The sequence below is a fragment of the Streptomyces sp. NPDC059002 genome, from assembly GCF_042740435.1.
GTDB lineage: Bacteria > Actinomycetota > Actinomycetes > Streptomycetales > Streptomycetaceae > Streptomyces.
The window spans coordinates 350,549-373,591 of the sequence record NZ_JBHYJI010000003.1 but is presented as its reverse complement, the minus strand read 5'-3'; the positions used below and the strand labels follow the sequence as shown (position 1 = coordinate 373,591).

General features: G+C 69.8%; 21 protein-coding genes and 1 tRNA gene. 1 reads left to right on the top strand and 21 read right to left on the bottom strand.

What is annotated here, in order from left to right:
• Positions 1–27 precede the first annotated feature (27 nt).
• The 20 genes from ACFWZ2_RS05405 to ACFWZ2_RS05310 form a co-directional block, all read right to left on the bottom strand.
• Positions 28–852, bottom strand: a complete 825-nt coding sequence (locus tag ACFWZ2_RS05405; RefSeq protein WP_384542111.1) for a F0F1 ATP synthase subunit delta — start codon at positions 850–852, stop codon at positions 28–30.
• On the bottom strand, positions 849–1,397 hold the full coding sequence (locus ACFWZ2_RS05400; RefSeq protein WP_384542108.1) for a F0F1 ATP synthase subunit B: 549 nt from the start codon (positions 1,395–1,397) through the stop codon (positions 849–851). The genes ACFWZ2_RS05405 and ACFWZ2_RS05400 overlap by 4 nt, the downstream gene beginning before the upstream one ends.
• A gap of 41 nt (positions 1,398–1,438) precedes the next feature.
• A complete protein-coding gene (atpE, locus tag ACFWZ2_RS05395; RefSeq protein ID WP_016643250.1) occupies positions 1,439–1,684 on the bottom strand; it encodes an ATP synthase F0 subunit C in 246 nt (81 codons plus the stop codon).
• Positions 1,685–1,757: 73 nt separating this feature from the next.
• Positions 1,758–2,528 (bottom strand): F0F1 ATP synthase subunit A, encoded by a 771-nt coding sequence (atpB, locus tag ACFWZ2_RS05390; RefSeq protein WP_384542104.1) that lies wholly within the window; start codon positions 2,526–2,528, stop codon positions 1,758–1,760.
• A 276-nt stretch (positions 2,529–2,804) separates the two neighbouring features.
• Positions 2,805–3,254 carry a hypothetical protein gene (locus tag ACFWZ2_RS05385; protein ID WP_384542102.1) on the bottom strand — a complete coding sequence of 150 codons (450 nt, stop codon included), beginning with the start codon at positions 3,252–3,254 and terminating at the stop codon, positions 2,805–2,807.
• A gap of 261 nt (positions 3,255–3,515) precedes the next feature.
• Positions 3,516–4,853 carry an MraY family glycosyltransferase gene (locus ACFWZ2_RS05380; protein WP_384542099.1) on the bottom strand — a complete coding sequence of 446 codons (1,338 nt, stop codon included), beginning with the start codon at positions 4,851–4,853 and terminating at the stop codon, positions 3,516–3,518.
• A 130-nt stretch (positions 4,854–4,983) separates the two neighbouring features.
• On the bottom strand, positions 4,984–6,255 hold the full coding sequence (glyA, locus tag ACFWZ2_RS05375; RefSeq protein WP_384542097.1) for a serine hydroxymethyltransferase: 1,272 nt from the start codon (positions 6,253–6,255) through the stop codon (positions 4,984–4,986).
• A gap of 78 nt (positions 6,256–6,333) precedes the next feature.
• On the bottom strand, positions 6,334–6,978 hold the full coding sequence (locus ACFWZ2_RS05370) for a protein-tyrosine-phosphatase (protein ID WP_384542094.1): 645 nt from the start codon (positions 6,976–6,978) through the stop codon (positions 6,334–6,336).
• Positions 6,975–7,622: an L-threonylcarbamoyladenylate synthase gene (locus ACFWZ2_RS05365; protein ID WP_384542092.1), complete on the bottom strand. Its 648-nt coding sequence runs from the start codon at positions 7,620–7,622 to the stop codon at positions 6,975–6,977. Before ACFWZ2_RS05365 ends, ACFWZ2_RS05370 begins: the two co-directional genes overlap by 4 nt.
• A 47-nt stretch (positions 7,623–7,669) precedes the next feature.
• Positions 7,670–8,515, bottom strand: coding sequence for a peptide chain release factor N(5)-glutamine methyltransferase (gene prmC / locus ACFWZ2_RS05360; protein ID WP_384542089.1), 846 nt, complete (start codon positions 8,513–8,515; stop codon positions 7,670–7,672).
• A gap of 40 nt (positions 8,516–8,555) precedes the next feature.
• Complete coding sequence (prfA, locus tag ACFWZ2_RS05355; RefSeq protein ID WP_384542087.1) at positions 8,556–9,632, bottom strand: peptide chain release factor 1; 1,077 nt, start codon at positions 9,630–9,632, stop codon at positions 8,556–8,558.
• A gap of 115 nt (positions 9,633–9,747) precedes the next feature.
• The gene (gene rpmE, locus ACFWZ2_RS05350) at positions 9,748–9,969 is read right to left on the bottom strand and encodes a 50S ribosomal protein L31 (protein ID WP_098244794.1); all 222 of its coding nucleotides are present in this window, start codon (positions 9,967–9,969) and stop codon (positions 9,748–9,750) included.
• Between the two features lie 160 nt (positions 9,970–10,129).
• Positions 10,130–11,254 (bottom strand): LCP family protein, encoded by a 1,125-nt coding sequence (locus tag ACFWZ2_RS05345; protein ID WP_384542083.1) that lies wholly within the window; start codon positions 11,252–11,254, stop codon positions 10,130–10,132.
• A 342-nt stretch (positions 11,255–11,596) separates the two neighbouring features.
• Positions 11,597–13,615, bottom strand: coding sequence for a transcription termination factor Rho (gene rho / locus ACFWZ2_RS05340; RefSeq protein ID WP_384542080.1), 2,019 nt, complete (start codon positions 13,613–13,615; stop codon positions 11,597–11,599).
• Positions 13,616–14,000: 385 nt separating this feature from the next.
• A complete protein-coding gene (gene thrB / locus ACFWZ2_RS05335) occupies positions 14,001–14,918 on the bottom strand; it encodes a homoserine kinase (protein ID WP_384542078.1) in 918 nt (305 codons plus the stop codon).
• Between the two features lie 250 nt (positions 14,919–15,168).
• Positions 15,169–16,227 (bottom strand): threonine synthase, encoded by a 1,059-nt coding sequence (gene thrC, locus ACFWZ2_RS05330; RefSeq protein WP_384542076.1) that lies wholly within the window; start codon positions 16,225–16,227, stop codon positions 15,169–15,171.
• Between the two features lie 6 nt (positions 16,228–16,233).
• Positions 16,234–17,526, bottom strand: a complete 1,293-nt coding sequence (locus tag ACFWZ2_RS05325; protein WP_384542073.1) for a homoserine dehydrogenase — start codon at positions 17,524–17,526, stop codon at positions 16,234–16,236.
• Positions 17,527–17,629: 103 nt separating this feature from the next.
• Complete coding sequence (gene lysA, locus ACFWZ2_RS05320; RefSeq protein WP_384542071.1) at positions 17,630–19,021, bottom strand: diaminopimelate decarboxylase; 1,392 nt, start codon at positions 19,019–19,021, stop codon at positions 17,630–17,632.
• Between the two features lie 19 nt (positions 19,022–19,040).
• Positions 19,041–20,216: an ArgS-related anticodon-binding protein NrtL gene (nrtL, locus tag ACFWZ2_RS05315; RefSeq protein WP_384542069.1), complete on the bottom strand. Its 1,176-nt coding sequence runs from the start codon at positions 20,214–20,216 to the stop codon at positions 19,041–19,043.
• Between the two features lie 628 nt (positions 20,217–20,844).
• The gene (locus ACFWZ2_RS05310) at positions 20,845–21,360 is read right to left on the bottom strand and encodes a response regulator (RefSeq protein ID WP_384542066.1); all 516 of its coding nucleotides are present in this window, start codon (positions 21,358–21,360) and stop codon (positions 20,845–20,847) included.
• Positions 21,361–21,563: 203 nt separating this feature from the next.
• On the opposite strand from ACFWZ2_RS05310, the gene ACFWZ2_RS05305 reads away from it, so the two are divergent.
• Positions 21,564–21,635 (top strand) — tRNA-Arg (locus ACFWZ2_RS05305).
• A gap of 680 nt (positions 21,636–22,315) precedes the next feature.
• Here ACFWZ2_RS05305 and ACFWZ2_RS05300 read toward each other — a convergent pair.
• Positions 22,316–23,026: a hypothetical protein gene (locus ACFWZ2_RS05300; protein WP_384542063.1), complete on the bottom strand. Its 711-nt coding sequence runs from the start codon at positions 23,024–23,026 to the stop codon at positions 22,316–22,318.
• Between the last annotated feature and the right edge of the window lie 17 nt (positions 23,027–23,043).

Sequence of the window (23,043 nt, the reverse complement as noted above, 5' to 3'; positions counted from 1 at the left end):
TAGGGCCGTAGGTCGTGCTTTGTTGCTTTACTGGCCGGCCACGCGGCGGCCGGCTTCCTCGATGCGGTCCGCGATGCTGCCGTTGATGACCTCGTCGCCCACCTGGACCGTGATCCCGCCGAGGACCTCGGGGTCCACGTCGAGGTTGAGGTGCATCGTGCGTCCGTACACCTTGGCCAGGACCGCGCCGAGGCGCTGCTTCTGCTGGTCCGTGAGCGGAACAGCGGAAGTGACGACGGCCACCATGCGGTTGCGGCGGTCCGCGGCCAGCTTGGACAGGGACTCGAGGCCCGCCTCCAGGCTACGACCACGGGGCGCGGTCACAAGGCGCCCGACGAGCCGTTCCGTCACCTCGGCGGCGCGGCCGCCGAGCAGGCTGCGCAGCAGCTCGCCCTTGGCCGTACCGGTGGCGGCGCGGTCGGTCAGCGCCGCCCGCAGCTCGGTGTTCGAAGAGACGATCCGGCCGAACCGGAAGAGCTCGTCCTCGACGTCGTCCAGCGCGCCCGACTTCTGCGCACCGGTCAGATCGGCGAGGTCGGCCAGCTCCTCCAGGGCGTCCACCAGGTCGCGCGACTGCGACCAGCGGGAGCGCACCAGGCCGGCCACCAGGTCGGCGGTCTCGCCGCCCACCTGGCCGGTCAGCAGCCGTCCGGCCAGCTCGGCCTTGGCCTCGCCGGCCTGCGCCGGGTCGGTCAGGACCCGACGCAGCGAGACCTCGCGGTCGAGCAGCGCGGTGACCGCGGCCAGCTCGTCCGCGAGCTGCTTCGCGTCGACCGAGGTGTTGTCGGTCAGCGCGTCGAGGCGCTCACGCGCGGCGGCCAGGGCCTCGCGGCTCGCTCCGTGCGCTGTCATCGAGCCGCCTCTGCCTTCTCCTCGAGCTCGTCGAGGAAGCGGTCGATGGTGCGGCTCTGCCGGGCGTGGTCCTCGAGGGACTCACCGACGAGCTTGCCGGCCAGGTCGGTGGCCAGCTGGCCGACGTCCTGACGCAGCGCCTGCGCGGCGGCCTTGCGGTCGGCCTCGATCTGGGCGTGACCGGCGGCGACGATCTCCTCGCGCTGGCGCTGGCCCTCGGCCCGCATCTCGGCGATGAGCTGGGCGCCCTGCTCCTGCGCCTCCTGGCGCAGACGCGCGGCCTCGTGCCGGGCCTCGGCGAGCTGAGCCTTGTACTGCTCGAGCACGCTCTGGGCCTCGGTCTGAGCGGCCTCGGCCTTCTCGATACCGCCTTCGATCGACTCCCGGCGCTCGTCCAGAACCTTGTTGATGTTCGGGATGAGCTTCTTCCAGAAGAAGAAGAAGACGATGGCGAAGGCGATGGCGCCGACGAGCAGCTCAGGCCCCGGCGGGATGAGCGGGTTCTGCTCCTCCTCGGCCGCCAGCTGAACCAGGTTGGCGATCACATCAATGCCTTTCGTCGAACGGGGCTAATCGTCTTTGGCGATCAGGAGCCGTAGACGAACGGCATGACGATGCCGATGAGGGCGAGCGCCTCACAGAAGGCGAAACCGAGGATCTGGTTGGCACGGATCAGACCGGCGGCTTCGGGCTGACGGGCCAGGGCCTCGGTGCCCTTACCGAACACGATGCCGACGCCGATGCCCGGGCCGATGGCCGCGAGGCCGTAGCCGATGGAGCCGAGGGCCTTGATGTCACCCTGGAGGGCGGCGAGCTCGAGAGTCGCGGACATGCCGTTACTTCCTTCTCTTTCATGGACCGGTGGGGGTTGGCCACCGGGCGCTTAGGGGGTTGCGGGGAGGGGCTCAGTGGTGCTCGGCGAGAGCGCCCTGGATGTACGAGCAGGCGAGGAGCACGAAGACGTACGCCTGGACGGCCTGCACGAAGAGTTCGAAGAGGATCATGGCCATGGTCATCACGAACGAGACACCGGCGGCCGGGATCATCCAGCTGTTCAGCAGGTACCAGGAGGCGACGGTGAACATCACCAGCATCAGGTGACCGGCGAACATGTTGGCGAAGAGTCGCACCGCGTGCGTGAAGGGACGCACGAGCAGGTTCGAGAAGAACTCGATGAACGACACGAGCCACTTGATCGGGCCGAGCGAGTTGTCGTAGCCGGTGATGTTCTTCCAGCCACCGACGAAGCCGTGCTTCTTGAAGGTGAGCGGCACCCAGACCAGGTAGACGATGGCCGCGAGGACCACCGGGTACGCGAAGACCGAGGAGACCGGGAACTGGGTCAGCGGGATCACGGACCAGATATTCATGATCCAGATGAAGAAGAACAGCGAGACCATGAGCGGGACGTACTTCTCGCCGTCCTTCTTGCCCATCGTCTCGTAGACGATTCCGCGGCGTACGAAGTCGTAGCCGGCCTCGCCCATCATCTGCAGCTTGCCCGGGACCAGCTTGGCCTTGCCGAACGCGATGTAGAAGAAAGTGACGACCACGAGCGTGGTCAGCAGGGCGAGCATCATGACCTTGTTGAACTCGAACCCGCCGACGGTGAACATCGGCTTGAAGAGGAACGAGTGCAGGCCCGGAGCCGGGAAGCCACAGCCGTTGTCGGACATGATCCGACAGCTCCAGTCAAAGGCGAGCTCAGTTTGGTCAGCACTCACCGCGGGCTCCTTCGGCGTGACGCATAGGTACGGCAACCTCGTTGTCGTGTCGGCGCGGCGCGCAGCCGCGGGTCGGCACCGGACTGGTGTTTCGGAAGTGTGGGCGGCGTTCAGGCATCGAGCCTCGCGATCGTGCAGGCGTCAGCTCAGATGCCCGCGCCAGCAGTGCCGCAGTTGGCACCGGACGATAGCAGCATCTCGAACGGCCATTTATCCCGCCCCTACCCTTCACGTGGACGACCCCGACTTCTCCGGCTTGTCCTTCTTGGAGGAGTCGCTTCCGGAGTCGGGTTCGACGTAAAGGATCTTGGCCTTCATGTGCGCACGGGCCTGTGCGGCCATCCACACGATGGTCGCCACCACGAGCGCGGCCGCGAAAGCCTTCGGATTGAAGAGCTCCGTGTCCTTGAACAGGGCCATGAAGACGAGGAGCAGCAGGAGTTGGGCGACGTAGAGCATCATGCCCATCGCCTGGAAAAGCTGCGGAAGCGATTTTGCCGTCCGCTGCAGAACGAACAGACCGAGCCCCATGAAGGCGATCACGACCAGGGTGCCGACGACAGCCCCGATGGCTCCCTTGCCGCCCGCGACCACACCACTGACCGCGGCGACGATCGCGCCGGCGGCAGCTGTGGGCACAGCGGACTGAAGGAGATTTCGGGTGTCTTGAGACGGCATGGCGGCAGCTCCGCTTACTGATGGGGGCAGGGTGTCGTCATGGACGAGCGTAGACCCGGGTCGAGAGGGTCCCTCGGGCCAATGGACCGTCGCACTACGGTCCTTCGGCTCTATCCCGGGGTTTCGTGAACCGTATCACAAACTATTTGATGAGGTCTTTACCTGCTGAGTGTGCTCACTGTCACACATGAGAGCTAATCCGCGCGTCTGTGCATGCACGGCGTCAACTTGTCTGCTATTGCGGGGATTTCGCATCGCGCGTCAGCGCGACGAACCCGCCTCACGACGATCCTGGAAGCGCGAACGGGCGCCTACCGCGGTCGCTCCGTTGACGCCCGCGGCGACCGGAGTCTTCTCCTCCGATTCCATCGGGGCCCCCTCTGCCCCGTGCGACCCCTCCGCCCCGCCGTGGACGCCCTGTTCGCCCGCGCGGCGACGACGGTAGCGCGGCGGCACGAACGCCTCGGCCCAGCGCGGGGTGCGCGGCGTGAAGCGCGGCAGCAGCAGGAGCACGAGGCCCACCGCGCTGAGCGCCACGATGAGGAGCAGGATCCACACGCTCGTCGAGTGCACCGAGTACGCGACGGTGCCGAAGGCGATCAGCGCCGACCAGAAGTACATGATCAGCACCGCGCGGCTGTGCGAGTGCCCGATCTCCAGGAGCCGGTGGTGGAGGTGGCCGCGGTCCGCGGCGAACGGCGACTTGCCGTTCCAGGTGCGCCGCACGATCGCGAGGACCAGGTCGGCGAACGGGATGGCGATGATCGTCAGCGGCATCAGGAGCGGGATGAAGACGGGAAGCATCGCGTGCGTGGCATCGCGGGTGCCGCCGAAGTTCAGCTTCATCGCGGCCGGGTCGACCTGGCCGGTGACGGAGATGGCGCCCGCCGCGAGGATCAGGCCGATGAGCATCGATCCCGAGTCGCCCATGAAGATCCGGGCGGGGTGCATGTTGTGCGGCAGGAAGCCGAGGCACATGCCCATGAGGATGGCGGCGAAGAGCGTCGCGGGGGCCGCGGCCTCGATGCCGTACCCGTACCAGATCCGGTAGGCGTACATGAAGGACGCGGCGGACGCGATGCACACCATGCCCGCCGCGAGGCCGTCCAGGCCGTCGACGAAGTTCACCGCGTTGATGGTGATGACGACGAGTGCGACGGTCAGGAGCGTGCCCTGTCCCGAGGTCAGCGAGACCGTGCCGACGCCGGGGATCGGGATCCACAGGATCGTCAGACCCTGCATGACCATGACGCCCGCGGCGATCATCTGGCCGCCGAGCTTGATCAGTGCGTCGATCTCGAACTTGTCGTCCAGGACGCCGATCAGCCAGATCAGCGCCGCCCCGGAGAGCAGCGCGCGCGGCTCGTTGGAGTTCTCGAAGACCGCGTTCAGGTTCGGCAGATGGTCGGCGACGAGGAGTCCCGCGCACAGGCCGAAGAACATCGCGATACCGCCGAGCCGGGGCGTGGGCTCCCGGTGCACGTCGCGAGCGCGGATCTCCGGCATGGCGCCGGCCACGATCGCGAACTTCCGCACCGGGCCGGTCAGCAGGTAGGTCACCGCGGCCGTGATGCAGAGCGTCAGCAGGTATTCACGCACGGGCATCCCCACAGATATCGCTGGCCATCTCAGCCCCACACCCTAGCTTCGCGCGCATACGGTTGGGGACTTCCGGGTAGCGACGATGGTTGCACGAGTACGCGGGCGCCACGGACGCGCCTACCCCGTCCTAGCCCGGATAGGGCGGAAATCCACCCACCAATTCACGCACCTCTTCTCGTACGTTCGGGTCCTCCCGCACCGCGTCGACCAGCAGGCCGGCGATGCGCACCATGTCCGTGGGGGCCATCCCCTGGGTCGTGACAGCGGCGGTTCCCAGCCGCAGGCCCCGGGCGTCGCCGTGCGGCAGGGCGCAGGTGTCGAGGACGATCCCGGCCGCCGCGAGCCTGCCGCGGGCCGTGCGTGCGTCCATTCCCAGGGGTGCGGGATCGGCCAGAATCACATGGGTGTCCGTGCCGCCCGTGGTGATCGCGAACCCGGCCGCGGCCAGGCACTGCGCCAGCATCCTCGCGTTGGCCACCACCTGATGGGCGTACGTGGTGAAGGCCGGTGTTGCCGCCTCGCCGAAGGCGACGGCCTTGGCGGCGATCGTGTGCATCTGGGCGCCGCCCTGCGTGAACGGGAAGACCGCCCGGTCGATCCGTTCCGCAAGCTCGGCCCCGCACAGCAGGAGGCCGCCCCGGGGGCCGCGCAGCACCTTGTGCGTGGTCGCGCAGACGACGTCCGCGTGCGGCACGGGGCTGGGCGCCGATCCCCCGGCGACCAGGCCCATCGGGTGCGCCGCGTCGGCGATGAGATACGCCCCCGCGTCGTCGGCGATCTCGCGGAAGGCGGCGTAGTCGAGGTGCCGCGGATAGGAGATCGAGCCGCAGACGATGGCCTTGGGGCGGTGCGTACGGGCCAGGGCGTGCACCTGGTCGTAGTCGATGAGGCCGCTCTCGGGGTCCACTCCGTAGCCGACGAAGTCGAACCACGTGCCGGAGAAGTTGGCGGGCGAGCCGTGCGTGAGATGTCCGCCGTACGGCAGTCCCATCGCGAGGACCGTGTCACCGGGACGCAGCAGCGCGGCGTACGCGGCGAGCACGGCGGAGGACCCGGAGTGCGCCTGCACATTGGCGTGCTCGGCACCGAACAGGGCCTTCGCGCGGTCGACGGCGATCCGCTCGGCGACGTCCACCAGCTCGCAGCCGCCGTGGTGCCGGGCGCCGGGGTAGCCCTCCGCGTACTTGTTGGCGAGCGGCGAGCCGAGCGCCGTCAGGACGGCGGGCGAGGTGAAGTTCTCGGCGGCGATCAGCTGCAGCGAGTCGGACTGCCGGACGACCTCCCCCATGAGGACGTCGGCGAGTTCCGGGTCCTGTCGGCGCAGCGCGTCGAGATCCGTGTACGCGGTGGGGGCGCCCGCGCGCGCGGTGCCCTCCGTGCTGACCGTGCTGAGCGACATGGCGGGCTCCGGGGCCGTGCGGGGGTGACCTCAGATCCAATGTAGGCCCGCGACGGCGGGGCCGCGCGGGCCCGGCCACTAGGTGTGTGCGGTCACCCCGGTCAGGGCCGTCACCACGGGGTCGAGGGCCTGGTTGATCTCGTCGCCGACGGAACGGAAGAACGGCAGGGGCGCCCCGTACGGGTCGTACACCTCGTCGGCCTCCACGCTGGGCGCGAGGAGCCAGCCGCGCAGCGCCGCCGCGGCCCGCACCAGGGCCCTCGCACGCTCCACCACGCCGTCCCCGTCGGGGTCCGGCAGGGTCGTCGGGTCTATGGCCCGTACCAGGCGCGTGAACTCCTTGAGCGTGAACGTGCGCAGGCCCGCCGAGTGGCCCATCGAGATGACCTGGGCCCGGTGGTCGCGGGTCGCCGTCAGGACGAGGTCCGCGCGGATGACGTGGTCGTCGAGGAGCTCGCGTCCCATGAAGCCGGTGGCGTCCGCGCCGAAGTCGGCGAGGACCGTCTCGGCGTTGGTCTCCATGGGGGCGCCCTCGTGGCCCCAGGTGCCCGCGCTCTCCACGATCAGGCCACCCGTGAAGGGGTCGCCGAGCCGGTCGGCCAGGGCATGCCGGGTCAGCCGCTCGGTGATCGGCGAGCGGCAGACGTTGCCGGTGCTGACGTGGAGGATGCGGAACGTATCGCTGAAACCCGCTATGCCACGCCCCGTCTCAGGGGCTGTCAATTCGCCACCTCGAGGTCGGGTACGACCTTGCGCAGCTCCTCGGCGGAGAGCGCTCCCGCACGCAGCAGCACCGGCACCTTGCCCGTGACGTCGACGATCGACGACGGCACGATGCCGGGGGTCGGTCCGCCGTCCAGGTACACGGAGACGGAGTCGCCGAGCATCTCCTGGGCGGCGTCGCAGTCCTCGGGGGCCGGGTGGCCCGTGAGGTTGGCGGACGAGACGGCCATCGGGCCGACCTCGGTGAGCAGTTCGATGGCGACGGGGTGCAGCGGCATGCGGATGGCGACCGTGCCCCGGGTGTCGCCCAGGTCCCACTGGAGGGACGGCTGCTGCTTGGCGACCAGCGTCAGGGCGCCCGGCCAGAAGGCGTCGACGAGCTCCCAGGCCGACTCGGAGAAGTCGGTGACCAGGCCGTGCAGCGTGTTCGGCGAGCCGATGAGGACAGGGGTCGGCATGTTGCGGCCGCGCCCCTTGGCGTCCAGGAGATCGCCGCAGGCCTCCGGGGTGAAGGCGTCGGCACCGATGCCGTAGACGGTGTCGGTGGGCAGCACGACCAGCTCGCCACGGCGGACGGCGGACGCGGCCTCGCGCAGACCGGTCGTACGGTCGGTCGCGTCGTTGGTGTCGTATCGCCGTGCCATTTAGCGGGCCTCCTCGTACACGTACTGCTGACTTGAAGTCTTGGTGGTCACGGCATCGCCTTGCGGGCGGTGGCGAAGCGCGGCCGGTTGTTGAGGTCGGGGTGGTCTGCGGCGTCCGCCCAGCCCCGCTCCTCGGTGAAGATCCACGGCACCTGGCCGCCCTGCGTGTCGGCGTGCTCGATGACGACGACACCGCCGGGGCGCAGCAGCCGGTGCGCGGTGCGCTCGATGCCCCGGATCAGGTCGAGGCCGTCCTCGCCGGAGAACAGCGCGAGTTCGGGGTCGTAGTCGCGGGCTTCCGGCGCGACGTACTCCCATTCGGTGAGCGGGATGTACGGCGGGTTGGAGACCACCAGGTCGACCTGCCCGTCGAGCTCGGGGAGCGCGTCACGGGCGTCGCCCTGGGAGAGCTTGACCCTGGACCCGTCGACGTTCTTCCGCGTCCACTTCAGGGCGTCCTCGGACAGCTCCACGGCATGCACCCGCGAGCGCGGGACCTCCTGCGCGAGCGCGAGCGCGATGGCGCCCGAGCCGGTGCACAGGTCGACGATGAGCGGCTCGACCACGTCCATGGCGCGCACCGCGTCTATGGCCCACCCGACGACCGACTCGGTCTCCGGGCGCGGCACGAAGACGCCGGGGCCGACCTGCAGCTCCAGGTACCGGAAGTAGGCGCGCCCGGTGATGTGCTGGAGCGGCTCGCGGGCCTCGCGCCGCGCGATCGCCTCCCAGTAGCGGGCGTCGAAGTCCGCGTCCTTGACGGAGTGCAGCTCGCCCCGCTTCACGCCGTGCACGAAGGCGGCGAGCTCCTCCGCGTCGTTGCGCGGCGAGGGCACGCCGGCGTCGGCCAGCCGCTGGGTGGCCTGGGCCACTTCCGCGAGCAGCAGGTTCACGCTGGTCCTCCGGGGGCGTCGTGCGAGAGATGTGGGGGCGTCAGGCAGCCGCGAGCTTGGCCGCGGAGTCCGCGTCGACACAGGCCTGGATGACCGCGTCGAGGTCGCCGTCGAGCACCTGGTCCAAGTTGTACGCCTTGAAGCCGACGCGGTGGTCCGAGATCCGGTTTTCCGGGAAGTTGTACGTCCGGATCTTCTCGGAGCGGTCGACGGTGCGGACCTGGCTGCGACGGGCGTCCGCGGCCTCCTTCTCCGCTTCCTCCTGGGCCGCCGCGAGGAGCCTGGACCGCAGAATACGCATGGCCTGCTCCTTGTTCTGGAGCTGGCTCTTCTCGTTCTGGCAGGAGGCGACGACGCCGGTGGGGATGTGCGTGATGCGCACGGCGGAGTCGGTGGTGTTGACGGACTGGCCGCCGGGCCCGGAGGAGCGGTAGACGTCGATCCGCAGGTCGTTCGCGTGGATCTCGACGTCGATCTCCTCGGCCTCGGGCGTCACCAGGACACCGGCGGCGGAGGTGTGGATGCGCCCCTGGGACTCGGTGGAGGGCACGCGCTGCACGCGGTGCACCCCGCCCTCGTACTTCAGCCGCGCCCAGACACCCTGTCCCGGCTCGGTGGCGCCCTGGCCGCCCTTGGTCTTCACGGCGACCTGGACGTCCTTGTAGCCGCCCAGCTCGGACTCGGTGGCGTCGATGATCTCGGTCTTCCAGCCGACGCGCTCCGCGTACCGCAGGTACATGCGCAGCAGGTCGCCCGCGAAGAGCGCCGACTCGTCGCCGCCCGCGCCCGCCTTGACCTCCAGGATGACGTCCTTGTCGTCGGACGGGTCCCGGGGCACGAGCAGCAGCCGCAGCTTCTCGGTGATCTCCTCGCGCTGCCGCTCCAGGTCCTTGACCTCGGCGGCGAAGTCCGGGTCGTCGGCGGCGAACTCGCGCGCGGTCTCGATGTCGTCCCCGGTCTGCTTCCAGGCGCGGTACGTCGAGACGATCGGGGTCAGCTCGGCGTAGCGCTTGTTGAGCTTGCGCGCGTTGGCCTGGTCGGCGTGGACCGACGGGTCGGCGAGCTTCTTCTCGAGATCGGCGTGTTCGCCGATCAGTTCCTCGACCGCCTCGAACATCGGGGGCTCCTGGTTTTCTACGCGAGGGTTCTACGCGAATTGGCTGCGGGACGGCAAAAGCGCCGGTCCCGGCCACCCCCTCCCGAGGGCGGCCGATGACCGGCGCAGTGGCTCGCTACTTGTTGGCGCCTGCAGCCTTGCCGAAGCGGGCCTCGAAGCGGGCCACGCGGCCACCGGTGTCGAGGATCTTCTGCTTGCCCGTGTAGAACGGGTGGCACTCGGAGCAGACCTCGGCACGGACGGTGCCGCTGGAGATCGTGCTACGGGTGGTGAACGACGCGCCACAGGTGCAGCTGACCTGCGTCTCGACGTACTCGGGGTGGATGTCGCGCTTCAAGGTGTCTCCTAGTTTCGGGAGGGCGCCGGGTCGTACGCGCGGATTGCTCGTACGTGAACCGGGGCCGACGTACCAGTCTGCCAGGACCGGCCGTATCTCCCAAAACCGGGGTGGGGGCCGATCTATTCCTGGACTCTGTTCCGGGCTCTGTTCCGGGCGCTCAGCCGCTGCTCACGACGGAGCCCACGGAGCCCTTGTCGCCCGCCGACTTGTCCGTGGCGGACTTGGGGATGGGCTTGTCGGCCTTGAGCGCGTCCCAGACCTCCCTGCCCGCCTGCTCCAGGGGCAGCACGCGGTTGCGGTCCGCGGGGTCGTACTCGACGGGCAGCGTGACCATCTTCATGTCACCGGCGCCGATGCCCTTGAGGCCGTTGGCGAAGCTCGCGAGGGACTTGACGTCGTTCAGGTCCGAGTCGGTGGTGATGGCGCTGGTCGCGTCGTCCGCGAGGTCGAACAGCTTCTTCGGGTTGCTGAAGACGCCGACGTCCTTGACCTGGTTGAGCAGCGCCTTGATGAAGGCCTGCTGGAGCTGGATGCGGCCCAGGTCGCTGCCGTCACCGACGCCGTGCCGGGTGCGGACCAGGCCGAGCGCCTGCTCGCCGTTGAGCGTGTGCTTCCCGGCGTCGAGGTCGAGGTGGCTCTTGTCGTCCTTGATGGGCTTCTTCGTGGTGAGCTCGACGCCGCCGAGGGTGTCGATGAGCTTCTTGAAGCCCGTGAAGTCGACCTCGAGGTAGTGGTCCATCCTGATGCCGGACATCTGCTCGACGGTCTTGACGGCGCAGGCCGGGCCGCCGACCTCGTACGCCGTGTTGAACATCTGCCGCTGGCCGCCGGGGTCGGTCGTCTTGCCGTCCACGGACTTGCACTCGGGCCTGGTTATCAGGGTGTCGCGGGGTATGGAGACGATGCTGGCCTTCTTGTGGCCCTTGTAGACGTGGACGATCATCGCGGTGTCCGAGCGGGCCGCGCCCTCGTCCTTGCCGTACTTGGCGTTGTCGCCGGAGCGCGAGTCCGAGCCGAGGACGAGGATGTCCTGGGAGCCGTTGTCGACGTCCAGGGGGCGGTCCGTGCCGAGGGCGGCGTTGATGTCGACGCCCCTGATGTTGCCGTTGAGCTTGAAGTACACGAAGCCGAGACCCGCTCCGCCGAGGACGACCACCGAGGCCGCGGTCCATGCCGTGGCGACGAGCACCTTGTTGCGCTTGGGGCGGGGCTTGCGGCGCCTGCCGCCTCCGCCGCGCGGGCGCTTCGGCTTCGTATCCGCAGGCGTGCTCTCGTCGGTCATGTGCTCCTCAGTCCTCGTCGGTCGGTTACCCCCTGCTTTCAGGGTCAGGCGTGGTTTGTCGTCACTTGTCAGACGTGGAAACCGCTTGAAGGGTTGCACAGCAGCCTGTGTGCGCCCCGGGGTTCGACAGCTACGCACCGTGCGCACCAGAACTGCCTTCTGGCCCCTCACCTGCGCTTTCGCGCACCCCCGGACTACTGCCCGTGACCGTAAGAATCTCTTAGGTGTGTGGCCAAGGTCTCGCTTCGGTCTCGTTCCGCACCAAAAGGGCCGCCCCGTCACATCAGTGACGGGGCGGCCCTTCGGACTGCTGAGTACGCCTGTACGTACTCCTGAGGACGACTAGTCGTTGCCGTTGCCCGGCGTCGGGGTCGTCTTCTGGATCTGCAGCAGGAACTCGGCGTTCGACTTCGTCTGCTTCATCTTGTCCAGGAGCAGCTCGATCGCCTGCTGCTGGTCGAGCGCGTGCAGCACGCGGCGCAGCTTCCAGGTGATGGCGAGCTCGTCGCTGCCGAGCAGGATCTCTTCCTTGCGGGTGCCGGACGCGTCGACGTCCACCGCCGGGAAGATGCGCTTGTCGGCGAGCTTGCGGTCGAGCTTGAGCTCGGCGTTGCCCGTGCCCTTGAACTCCTCGAAGATCACCTCGTCCATGCGCGAGCCGGTGTCGACGAGCGCGGTCGCGAGGATGGTCAGCGAGCCGCCGTCCTCGATGTTGCGCGCGGCACCGAAGAAGCGCTTGGGCGGGTAGAGGGCCGTCGAGTCGACACCACCGGACAGGATGCGGCCGGAGGCCGGGGCGGCGAGGTTGTACGCACGGCCCAGACGCGTGATCGAGTCGAGCAGTACGACGACGTCGTGACCCAGCTCCACCAGACGCTTGGCGCGCTCGATGGCGAGCTCGGCGACCGTGGTGTGGTCCTCGGCGGGACGGTCGAAGGTCGAGGAGATGACCTCGCCCTTCACCGACCGCTGCATGTCGGTGACCTCTTCCGGACGCTCGTCGACCAGGACGACCATCAGGTGGCACTCGGGGTTGTTGTGCGTGATCGCGTTGGCGATCGCCTGCATGATCATGGTCTTGCCGGTCTTCGGCGGGGCCACGATCAGACCGCGCTGCCCCTTACCGATCGGCGCCACCAGGTCGATGATGCGGGTGGTGAGCACGCCCGGGTCGGTCTCCAGACGGAGCCGATCCTGCGGGTAAAGGGGCGTCAGCTTGTTGAACTCCGGCCGCCCGCGCCCGGATTCGGGCGCCATGCCGTTCACCGAGTCGAGGCGCACGAGCGCGTTGAACTTCTCGCGGCGCTCGCCGTCCTTGGGCTGCCGGACCGCGCCGGTGACGTGGTCACCCTTGCGCAGACCGTTCTTGCGGACCTGCGCCAGCGAGACGTACACGTCGTTCGGACCCGGGAGGTAGCCCGACGTACGGATGAAGGCGTAGTTGTCGAGGATGTCCAGGATGCCCGCGACGGGGATCAGGACGTCGTCCTCGGAGACCTGCGGCTCGTTGCCGAAGCCCTCGTCACGGCCGCGACGGCCCCGACGGTCCCGGTAACGGCCGCGGCGGCCGCGACGGCCACCCTCGAAGTCGTCGTCATCCTGCGGCCCGTTGTCACGCTGCCGATCCTGGCGGTCCTGACGACCGCCGCCCTGCTGCTGACGGTCCTGACGACCGCCGCCCTGCTGGTCGTCGCCCTTGTTGCCGCGGCGGTCACGGTCGCGGCCGCGGCCCTGCCGGTCACGGCGGTCGCGGCGGCCCTCGGCGTTGTTGTCGCCGGCGCCCTCGCCGCCCTTGGCCTCGGACGCGTCGCCCTTGGCCTCGGTCTTCGACTCGCCCTTCGCCTCGGCGGTGACCGTCTCCGGGCTGCCCGCGTCGGCGGTGGCCCGGCGCCGACGGCGCTCACCGGCCGGCTGGTCGTCGCTGGCCGGCTGGCCCGGGATGTCGATCTGCTGCTGGGCGGCGGCCTTGGCGGTGGCCTTCTCGGCCTTGCCGGCCTCGCCCTTCTCCGCCCTGCTCGCCTTGGCGGGCGTCTCCGCGGCGTCCTCGCCCGTACGGGCCTTCGAGGTGGCGCGGCGCTTCGGCTTGGTCTCTGCGGTGTCCGCGGCGGCGCTCTTCGCCGGGGCTCCGCCCCCTGCCTGCGCCTCCTTGATGACCTCGATCAACTGGCTCTTGCGCATGCGCCCGGTGCCCTTGATCCCAAGGCCCGATGCGACCTGCTGCAGTTCCGCCAGCACCATGCCCTCGAGGCCGGTGCCGCGGCGCCGCCGGGACCCGGCCGAAGCACCGGTGGCAGGCGCCGCAGAGGCGTCCGTGGCGGGCGTGTCGGCAGTCACGCCCATCAGATCGGTGGTGTCGCTCACGAAGGGTCCTTCCCTGGAGCGGACGTCGGCCTGTCTGGCTCGGCGACCGGTTGTGCTGTCCGGCGGTCCCTGTGATGTGGACCGTGCCGGGGCGGTGGTCCGCCAACGCGGCGGAAGAATTCACTGGTGATGGCGATTCCCGATGCGATGCCACTGATGTGCGGTGTCACTCGGCTCGGTCACGCCGTTCCGGAGCGTGCTCAGGACCGCTCAGTGCAAGGCACAGAACAGTTTGGGAGGCTCCCGGAAGAATGGTTGTCCCGGACGGGGACACAAAGCACCTCGCCATGGTGGGGTCGGGTGCAGACTTGAGATTAACACTACCGGATCCAACAAACATTCCCCCTCTCGAACCCGGACACCCCGGATTCCGTGTGTTTCTGCGTCAGGGCGCGAGCGGCAGCACGCTCGCACCCGTGGCGTCGAGCGCCAGACGGTTGGCCGCCCAGCCCTCTCCTGCCAGGCGTGCGACCTTGTCGGCCGCACTGTCTTCGGCCAGCGCGAGGACCGTGGGGCCCGCGCCGGAGATCACCGCGGGCACGCCGTCGGCGCGCAGCCGCTCCACCAGGGCGGCGCTCTCCGGCATGGCCGGGGCGCGGTAGTCCTGGTGCAGCCGGTCCTCGGTGGCGGGAAGCAGCAGCTCGGGGCGCCTGGTCAGGGCCTCGACGAGCAGGGCCGCCCGGCCCGCGTTGGTGGCCGCGTCGACGTGCGGCACGGTGCGCGGGAGCAGGCCGCGGGCCGTTTCGGTGAGGACGGGCTTTCCCGGTACGAAAACCACCGGAACGATGGAATCGGCGGGATCCATCCTGATCGCGCGCGCCGCTCCCCCGTCCATCCAGGAGAGCGTGAATCCGCCGAGCAGACACGCGGCGACGTTGTCGGGGTGGCCCTCGATCTCGGTGGCCAGTTCCAGCAGCGCCGCGTCGTCCAGCTTGGTCTCGCCGCCTATCGTCACGGCGCGCGCGGCGACGATGCCCGCGCAGATGGCGGCGGAGGACGAGCCGAGGCCGCGGCCGTGCGGGATGCGGTTGGCACAGACGATCTCAAGCCCGCGCGGCTGTCCGCCCAGCAGGTCGAAGGCGGTACGCAGGGAACGTACGAGCAGATGCGACTCGTCGCGCGGGAGGGTCTCGCTGCCCTCCCCGGCGATGTCGATGTTCAGGCCGGAGTCGGCCACCCGGACGACCACGTCGTCGTACAGACCCAGCGACAGGCCCAGGGCGTCGAAGCCCGGGCCGAGGTTGGCGCTGGTGGCGGGGACGCGCACCCGGACGGCGGCGGCGCGGAACGCGGGACCGGCCATCGCTCGATGACTCTCCTTGAGCTGCGTGTTTTTGAGGCTGCGTATTTTTACTACGTGCCACATGTACGGAACACCCGAAGGCCGCGAACAACGGCGGCACCGCGGCATATGCGGCGGGGCGGGTTCGGTACAGCCTATCGAAGGAAGGTTCTGTGGCGACATAGGGCGCACAGGAGGCGCACGATGCGTGTCGTAAGCCCCCTGTGCACCCCCTGTACGGAGTTGCGGGTTTCCCCTGTGGTTCTGGCAGTTATGCCAGGCCGAGGCGTTCTGCGGCGGCCGCCGCGTCGACCGGCACGGTGACCGGCTGCGGGGCGCCGGCAACGGCCCAGTCGGGGTCCTTGAGGCCGTTCCCTGTCACAGTACAGACGATCCGCTGGCCCTTGTCGACCTTGCCCTGCTCGGCGGCCTTCAGCAGACCGGCGACCGAAGCGGCCGACGCGGGCTCCACGAAGACGCCTTCCTGGGACGCCAACAGCTTGTAGGCGCGCAGGATCTCACGGTCCGTCACCTCGTCGATGAGGCCGCCCGACTCGTCGCGCGCGGCGAGGGCGTAGTCCCAGGACGCGGGGTTGCCGATGCGAATCGCGGTGGCGATCGTCGAGGGGTCCTTGACGACCTCGCCGCGCACGATGGGCGCGGAACCGGAGGCCTGGAAGCCCCACATCCGGGGAGTGTGCGTCGACACCGAGTCGGCCGCGTACTCCTTGTAGCCCTTCCAATAGGCGGTGATGTTGCCTGCGTTGCCGACGGGAAGGACGTGGATGTCGGGGGCGTCGCCGAGCGCGTCGACGATCTCGAACGACGCGGTCTTCTGGCCCTCGATGCGGAACGGGTTGACCGAATTGACCAGCGCCACCGGGTAGTTCTCGGACAGGCCGCGGGCGAGGTTCAGGCAGTCGTCGAAGTTTCCGTCGACCTGGAGGATCTTCGAGCCGTAGACGAGCGCCTGGCCCATCTTGCCGAGCGCGATCTTGCCCTGCGGGACCAGGACGGCGCAGACCATCCCCGCGCGTACGGCGTAGGCGGCCGCGGAGGCGGACGTGTTGCCGGTGGAGGCGCAGATGACGGCCTTCGCGCCCTCCTCCTTGGCCTTGGTGATCGCCATGGTCATGCCGCGGTCCTTGAAGGACCCCGTCGGGTTGGCGCCCTCGACCTTGAGGTGGACCTCGCAGCCCGTGCGCTCGGAGAGCACCTGCGCGGGCACGAGCGGCGTGCCGCCCTCGCGAAGCGTCACGACCGGCGTCGTGCCGGAGACCGGAAGACGGTCCCGGTACTCCTCGATGATTCCGCGCCACTGGTGGGTCATTGCTGCTTACTCCCCTTCAACCCGCATGATGCTGGCGACACCACGCACGGTGTCGAGATTGCGCAGCGCGTCGACGGTGCCGGTGAGGGCGGCGTCGGGCGCGCGGTGGGTGACGACGACGAGGGAGGCCTCGCCGTCCTTGCCCGTCTGGCGGACCGTGTCGATCGACACGCCGTGCTCGGCGAAGACCGTCGCGACCTGGGCGAGCACGCCCGGCTTGTCGGCCACGTCGAGGCTGATGTGATAGCGCGTGACGACCTCGCCCATGGAGCTCACGGGCAGCTGGGTGTACGCGGAGTCGCCGGGCCCCGTGGACTCGGCGAGCTTGTTGCGGCAGACGGCGACGAGGTCGCCGAGGACGGCGGACGCGGTGGGCGAGCCGCCCGCGCCGGGGCCGTAGAACATCAGCTGGCCCGCGGCCTCCGCCTCGACGAAGACGGCGTTGTACGCGCCGCGGACCGAGGCGAGCGGGTGGCTGAGCGGAATCATCGCGGGGTGCACGCGCGCGGTGACGGACCCGCCGTCGGCGGCGCGCTCGCAGATGGCGAGGAGTTTGATGGTGCAGCCCATGCGCTTCGCGGACGCGAAGTCGGCGGCGGTCACCTCGGTCATGCCCTCGCGGTACACGTCGTCGAGACGCACGCGCGTGTGGAAGGCGATTCCGGCGAGGATCGCGGCCTTGGCGGCGGCGTCGAAGCCTTCGACGTCGGCGGTCGGGTCGGCCTCCGCGTACCCGAGCGCGGTGGCCTCGTCGAGGGCTTCCTGGTACCCCGCCCCCGTCGTGTCCATGGCGTCGAGGATGAAGTTCGTGGTCCCGTTCACGATGCCGAGGACGCGGTTGACCTTGTCGCCCGCGAGGGACTCGCGCAGCGGCCGGATCAGCGGGATCGCCCCGGCGACGGCGGCCTCGTAGTACAGGTCGCGGCCGTGCTCGACGGCGGCGGCGTGCAGGGCCTCGCCGTCCTGCGCGATGAGCGCCTTGTTCGCGGAGACGACCGAGGCGCCGTGCTCGAAGGCGGTCGTGATGAGGGTGCGGGCGGGCTCGATGCCGCCGATCACCTCGACGATGACGTCAATGTCGCCCCGTTTGACCAGCGCGGTGGCGTCGGTGGTGATCAGTGACGGATCGATTCCCTCGCGCACCTTGGAGGGGCGGCGGACGGCGACCCCGGCGAGCTCCACCGGGGCGCCGATCCTGGCTGTGAGGTCGTCGGCGTGCGTCGTCATGATGCGCGCCACCTCTGAGCCGACAACTCCACAGCCCAGCAGCGCCACCTTCAGCGGACGCGTACGCATCATCCGACCTCACTTCTCCTACATCTACGGTGGAACCAGTCTCACCCACCGGAACAGACTTTCTGTCCATTGTCCGGATCCTGAGACATCTATTTCATCTTTTTCATCATCCGACGTCGAGACGCAGGAGATCTTCCTCCGTCTCGCGCCGCACGATCACCCGCGCCGCACCGTCGGCGACGGCCACGACGGGCGGGCGAAGAGCGTGGTTGTAATTGCTCGCCATCGAGCGGCAGTACGCGCCGGTCGCGGGCACGGCGATCAGATCGCCGGGCGCGATGTCCGCGGGCAGGAACGCGTCGCGTACGACGATGTCCCCACTCTCGCAGTGCTTGCCGACCACACGCACCAGCATGGGCTCCGCGTCGGAGGACCTGGAGACGAGGGCGACCGTGTACTCGGCGTCGTACAGCGCGGTGCGGATGTTGTCGGACATGCCGCCGTCCACGGACACGTACGTACGAAGTCCTTCGAGGGGCTTGATGGTGCCGACCTCGTAGAGCGTGAAGGCGGTCGGGCCGACGATGGCGCGGCCCGGCTCGACGGAGATGCGGGGCGTGCGCAGGCCCGCCGCCGCGCACTCGCGCGTCACGATCTCGCCGAGCGCCCGGGCGATCTCGTGCGGCTCACGGGGGTCGTCGTCGCTCGTGTACGCGATGCCGAGGCCGCCGCCGAGGTCGATCTCGGGCAGCTCGACGCCGTGCTCGTCGCGCACCTCGGCGAGCAGCTGCACGACGCGGCGGGCGGAGACCTCGAACCCGGCCATGTCGAAGATCTGCGAGCCGATGTGGCTGTGGATCCCGATGAGCTCGAGCCCGTCCAGCTTCAGCGCGCGCCGTACGGCCTCGGCGGCCTGTCCCCCGGCCAGCGCGATGCCGAACTTCTGGTCCTCGTGCGCGGTGGCGATGAACTCGTGGGTGTGCGCCTCGACGCCGACCGTCACCCGGATCTGCACGCGCTGGCGCTTGCCGAGCCGCTCGGCGATGTGCGCGACGCGCACGATCTCCTGGAAGGAGTCGAGGACGATGCGCCCGACACCGGCCTCGACGGCCCGGTGGATCTCGTCCTCGGTCTTGTTGTTGCCGTGGAAGGCGATGCGCTCGGCGGGCATCCCCGCGGCGAGGGCGGTGGCGAGTTCGCCACCGCTGCACACGTCGAGGTTGAGCCCCTCCTCGTGCAGCCACCGCACGACGGCGCGCGAGAGGAAGGCCTTGCCCGCGTAGAAGACATCGGCGTCACCGCCGAACGCGTCGCGCCACGCCCGGCAGCGCGCGCGGAAGTCGGCCTCGTCGACGAAGTACGCCGGAGTGCCGAACTCCTCGGCGAGCCGCGTCACTTCGATGCCGCCCATGCTGACGACGCCTTCAGGGGTACGGGTGACGGTGCGGGACCAGACCTTGGCGTCGAGGGCGTTGAGGTCGGTCGGCGGGGCGGCGTAGTGCCCCTCGGGCAGGACGTCTGCGTGGCGGGGCCCTGCGGGGTGTGCGGAACGGCTCATGGCTCTGTCGTCTCGTCTTTCACAGATGGTCGGGTGCGCTGATGCCGAGCAGGGACAGGCCACCGGCGAGCACCGTCCCGGCGGCTTCGGCGAGCGCGAGCCGGGCGCGGTGGGTGGCCGAGGGTTTCTCGTCACCGAGCGGCAGCACGGTGTGCTGGAAGACGAGCAGGGCGTCGGCGACGGTGACGAGGTGCCGGGCGAGGCGGTCCGGCGCGTGGTGGCGGGCGGCGGAGGCGAGGGTGGCGGGGTATTCCTCGAGGGCGTCGAGGAGGGGCTGCGCTTCGGGGGTGGGCAGGGTTCTTGGCGGGTCGGGGAGGTTTCCTTGCCGGGCCTGCAGGTCTCCTTGCCGGACGGGCAGGTCTCCTTGCCGGCTCGGCAGGTCGTCTCGCTGGTCCGGCAGGTCTTCTCGGTGCCGGTCGTCCGGCAGGTCGGCGGCGTGGCTCGTGAAGCCGAGGGCAGTGGCGTTGCGGGTGAGGGCGCGGGAGCGGGCGTGGGCGTACCGCACGCGGAACAGCGGGTTGCTCTCGCGCTGCGCGAGGTGCTCGTCGCCGATGCGCGGGTGATCGTGCCCCGCGGGATGGAGCAGGGCCCAGCGGGCGGCGTCGCGGCCGAGGCGGACGGGGTCTTCCGGGGCGGGCACGGGGCGCAGGGTACGGAGCTCCCGCGGCGGGCGCCCGTACGCGTCGATCCGCACACCGAGGGTCGTCACCCAGTCGGCGTCCGGGGCCTCGTCGCAGGTGGTGCGGACCAGGGCGCCCTGGGAACGGAGGATCCGGCGCAGGGCATCGGCGACGACGACGGCGCGGACCTCGTGGGGAACGTGGATCTGGGCGAGCTGCCCGGTGTCGGGGTGCACATGCCCGTAACAGCGGCCGCGCGCGAGCACGTCACGCACGAGGGCGGCGCCGCGCGTCCCCGCCAAGGTGATGTTCAGGAACCCGGGCCCCGTGATGTCGATCCCCACGATGCCGGGCTCACGGACCAGCCTCGGCGACAGAATCTCGGCAACCTGCCGCGGCGACCTCCCCGCGGCGCGGGCGACCTGCAGCGCGACATTCGTCGCGTAGTCCCCACACCCCCCTGGCCGCGGCCGCTCCACCCGAACGACCTCCGGCACATCCACGCTGAGCTCCCCGGCATCGACGGCATGACGCATGGCGCGCAGCACGGTGCGGGAGAGCTCGACGGGGGTCACGGGACAAGCGTATGGGAGGAGGGGGGTGGGTAGGCGACTTGGTTTCGCGGATGGTCCGGGATGTGGACGGGGCGCCGGGGGGCGGAGCTGGACGCGGAGCTGGAGGGTGTGGGGCGGGGCCGGGGGCTGCGTGCCTCGGGGCCGGGGCTGGAGCGTGTGCGTGAGGTCGGAGCTTGCGTGCTTGGGGCTGGAGCTGGGGTGGGGGCGGGGCCGGAGCCTGCGGGCTCGGGGCCGGAGCCGGGGTGTGCGGGCCGGGGCCTGTGCGCCCGCAGCCGGAGCTGGAGCTGGAGTGTGGGTGCCCAGGGCCGAGTCCTGCGCCGCCGGGGGGGGGGCGGAGCTTGCGCGCTCGGGGGCCGGAGCCGGGGTGTGCGGGCCGGGGCCCGGACGCCCGCAGCTGGAGCTGGAGTGCGCGCCCGAGGCCGAGGCCGAGGGCCATGTGCCGGAGCCGGAGTGCGTGGGGCGGGGCCGAGGCCTGGGCGGCCGGAACCGGGGGCGGAGTGTGTACCCGAGGCCAGGGCCCGCTCGCGCGCGGCCGGAGCTGAGGCCCGCGCGGCCGGGCTCGGGCTGGGAGCCGGGCCCAGGCCCAGAGGGCAACCCCAGGCCCAGACCCGCAGCACGACGGTGTCGGTCAGCCGCCAGGATGCCCCGCCCGCTCCGCTTCGCCGCTGCCGCCGACGCCACCGGCCCCTCCGAAACCACCGGCCCGGCGATCGGTGCCCGCCGGGCCGCGATCGCGGCCATGACCATGTCCGGCCCCGGGGCCACGACCCTCGCGCTCCATCAACTGGCGGACGATCCCGACCAGTTCGTTCGGCTCGAAGGGCTTGGCGAGGAAGGCGTCCACGCCGACGTCCAGGCCGCTCTCGACCTCGTACTGCGTGCATGCGCTGACGATGACGATGGGCAGGTTCTGGGTCCGTGCGTCGGAGCGCAGCCGCGCCGCGGTCCGCAGACCGTCGAGCCGGGGCATCACGACGTCGAGGGTGACCACATCGGGCTGGACCTGCTGCACGACGTCCAGGCACTCGACACCATCGGCCGCGGTCACGACCTCGAAGCCCTCCAGCTCGAGGTTGACCCTGATCAGTTGCCGAATGACCTTGTTGTCGTCCACAACAAGCACGCGGCCGGGCACGCCTGACACAACTCGAGAGTAGGTCCGCGCCCGCCGCCGCGTCCCGGTTTTCCCTACTTCCGCCCCGTGCGGGGGAGTCGGCAGGGGTGCCCGGGACACAGGAGACGCATGCACCCGCCCCGGTGGCCGCGGAAGCACGGAAATACCTGTTCATGGGGAGCCCCGGAGAGCTGGTAGGGTTCTATCCGTCGCCGCGCAAGCCGCGCCGATACGCCCCCGTAGCTCAGGGGATAGAGCAACGGCCTCCGGAGCCGTGTGCGCAGGTTCGAATCCTGCCGGGGGCACAGCAGCCGGGACAGTGTGATTGCGTCGCTGACCAGCTGAAGTGCCGAATATGGAGAGCCGGACTCAGTCTCATTGAGTCCGGCTCTTCGGCGTTCCCGCTCATGGATTCCTCGCTCCCTTTCCCGTCGCGGGGACGGCACGCTTTTCAGGCCGTCAGCCACGCGCATCGATGCCGGGCCACGGCGTAGACGGCGTCGATCTGCTCGGGATCGAGGCACCGGCTCCACCTGGACCGGAACGCCGACGTGGCGTTCCAGCACGTGCTGTACCCGCCGGGCCTCCGCCTTGCTCTTGCGTCCGTACGGCTGCGGCTTGCCACGGCAGAAGACGCCACCGGGGCCGATCAGTAAGTGGTCGATGTCCACCTTTCGGGGCAGCTCTATGGAATGCAGCACGCGCCAGCCGTGGCGTGTGAGTCTCTCCGTGGCGAGGAGTTCTCTCAGGGCGGCGCCAGGGACGGTTTTCCGCGAGGTCGTCTTGTGGTGTCAGAGGGGGCAAGTCGCGCGCGTCGTGTCGGTATTGCTCCACGAGGATGGTGATTTTGCCTGTGCGCCGGTCGGCCCGTGCGACGGACGTGCTGTCCGGCAGGTTTACGTAGAGCCGGTCTTGTCCGTACCTCTTCCACGTGACGACCTTGAGATCGCTCACGCCCACCTCCATGCCGAAGCTGTGCGGATCCCTAAGTCGACGGGGAGCCGCGCTGAATGTGGCGCCTTAGGAGACGGATTGCCGGCCCGTGGTTGTAGTACTCGGCGAGCGAGAGGGGGGCGTCTCCGTCCGGCGTGCCGTGCTCGGGATCTGCTCCGTATGCGAGGAGCACCGCAGTCGTGGCGACCGTGAGGGGACCGGACGTTTGCAGGGCGCCGTCGCCCTCCATGTCGATGGCGTGCATCAGGAGCGGGAGGCCGTTTGTCAGGCTGACGCTGTTCGGGTCGGCTCCGGCGTCCAGGAAGCACGCGAGCAGTTCCACGTCCTGGTGCTCGACGGCGAAGCTCTCGGGCGGCCACCAGCCGCTCCGGTCGATGACGGTCCGCCGGCTCGGCGGGACCGAGTGGAACACCTTCATGCCGCGCTCGGTCCGGGCGACCGCAGCGTCCAGGTAGGGGCGTGCCTTGGTGATTGTGGTGTGGGCCTCGTTTCCCTCCTTCATGTCGGCGTAGCTCAGTGCGTCGAGGAGCGGGGAGTCCTCCCGGTCGTAGGCGGCCAACTGTGGCGACAGGCCCCGTTGTTCGGCTTCGTAGGCAGCGCCGGAGTGGTGGGCGACCAGCTGGACCAGGCGAGAGGGAGCGCCCAGGGACTGGGGCGTGACCGATGTCGTGCAGCCACGCGGCGGCAACAGGGGCTCGGCCAGTTCGGCCGCGCCCTGAGGCGTGTCCAGTGCAGGTGGCATGATGCGCACCGTAGCCG

What these genes read in the sequence shown, in the direction of transcription:
- thrB (WP_384542078.1), bottom strand. Translation starts at nt 14,918, where the DNA reads ATGGCCGGTCCCGCGTTCCGCGCCGCCGCCGTCCGGGTGCGCGTCCCC.
- atpB (WP_384542104.1), bottom strand. Translation starts at nt 2,528, where the DNA reads ATGTCCGACAACGGCTGTGGCTTCCCGGCTCCGGGCCTGCACTCGTTC.
- ACFWZ2_RS05405 (WP_384542111.1), bottom strand. Translation starts at nt 852, where the DNA reads ATGACAGCGCACGGAGCGAGCCGCGAGGCCCTGGCCGCCGCGCGTGAG.
- lysA (WP_384542071.1), bottom strand. Translation starts at nt 19,021, where the DNA reads ATGAGCCGTTCCGCACACCCCGCAGGGCCCCGCCACGCAGACGTCCTG.
- ACFWZ2_RS05385 (WP_384542102.1), bottom strand. Translation starts at nt 3,254, where the DNA reads ATGCCGTCTCAAGACACCCGAAATCTCCTTCAGTCCGCTGTGCCCACA.
- glyA (WP_384542097.1), bottom strand. Translation starts at nt 6,255, where the DNA reads ATGTCGCTCAGCACGGTCAGCACGGAGGGCACCGCGCGCGCGGGCGCC.
- atpE (WP_016643250.1), bottom strand. Translation starts at nt 1,684, where the DNA reads ATGTCCGCGACTCTCGAGCTCGCCGCCCTCCAGGGTGACATCAAGGCC.
- prfA (WP_384542087.1), bottom strand. Translation starts at nt 9,632, where the DNA reads ATGTTCGAGGCGGTCGAGGAACTGATCGGCGAACACGCCGATCTCGAG.
- ACFWZ2_RS05345 (WP_384542083.1), bottom strand. Translation starts at nt 11,254, where the DNA reads ATGACCGACGAGAGCACGCCTGCGGATACGAAGCCGAAGCGCCCGCGC.
- ACFWZ2_RS05325 (WP_384542073.1), bottom strand. Translation starts at nt 17,526, where the DNA reads ATGATGCGTACGCGTCCGCTGAAGGTGGCGCTGCTGGGCTGTGGAGTT.
- ACFWZ2_RS05365 (WP_384542092.1), bottom strand. Translation starts at nt 7,622, where the DNA reads ATGGCACGGCGATACGACACCAACGACGCGACCGACCGTACGACCGGT.
- ACFWZ2_RS05300 (WP_384542063.1), bottom strand. Translation starts at nt 23,026, where the DNA reads ATGCCACCTGCACTGGACACGCCTCAGGGCGCGGCCGAACTGGCCGAG.
- thrC (WP_384542076.1), bottom strand. Translation starts at nt 16,227, where the DNA reads ATGACCCACCAGTGGCGCGGAATCATCGAGGAGTACCGGGACCGTCTT.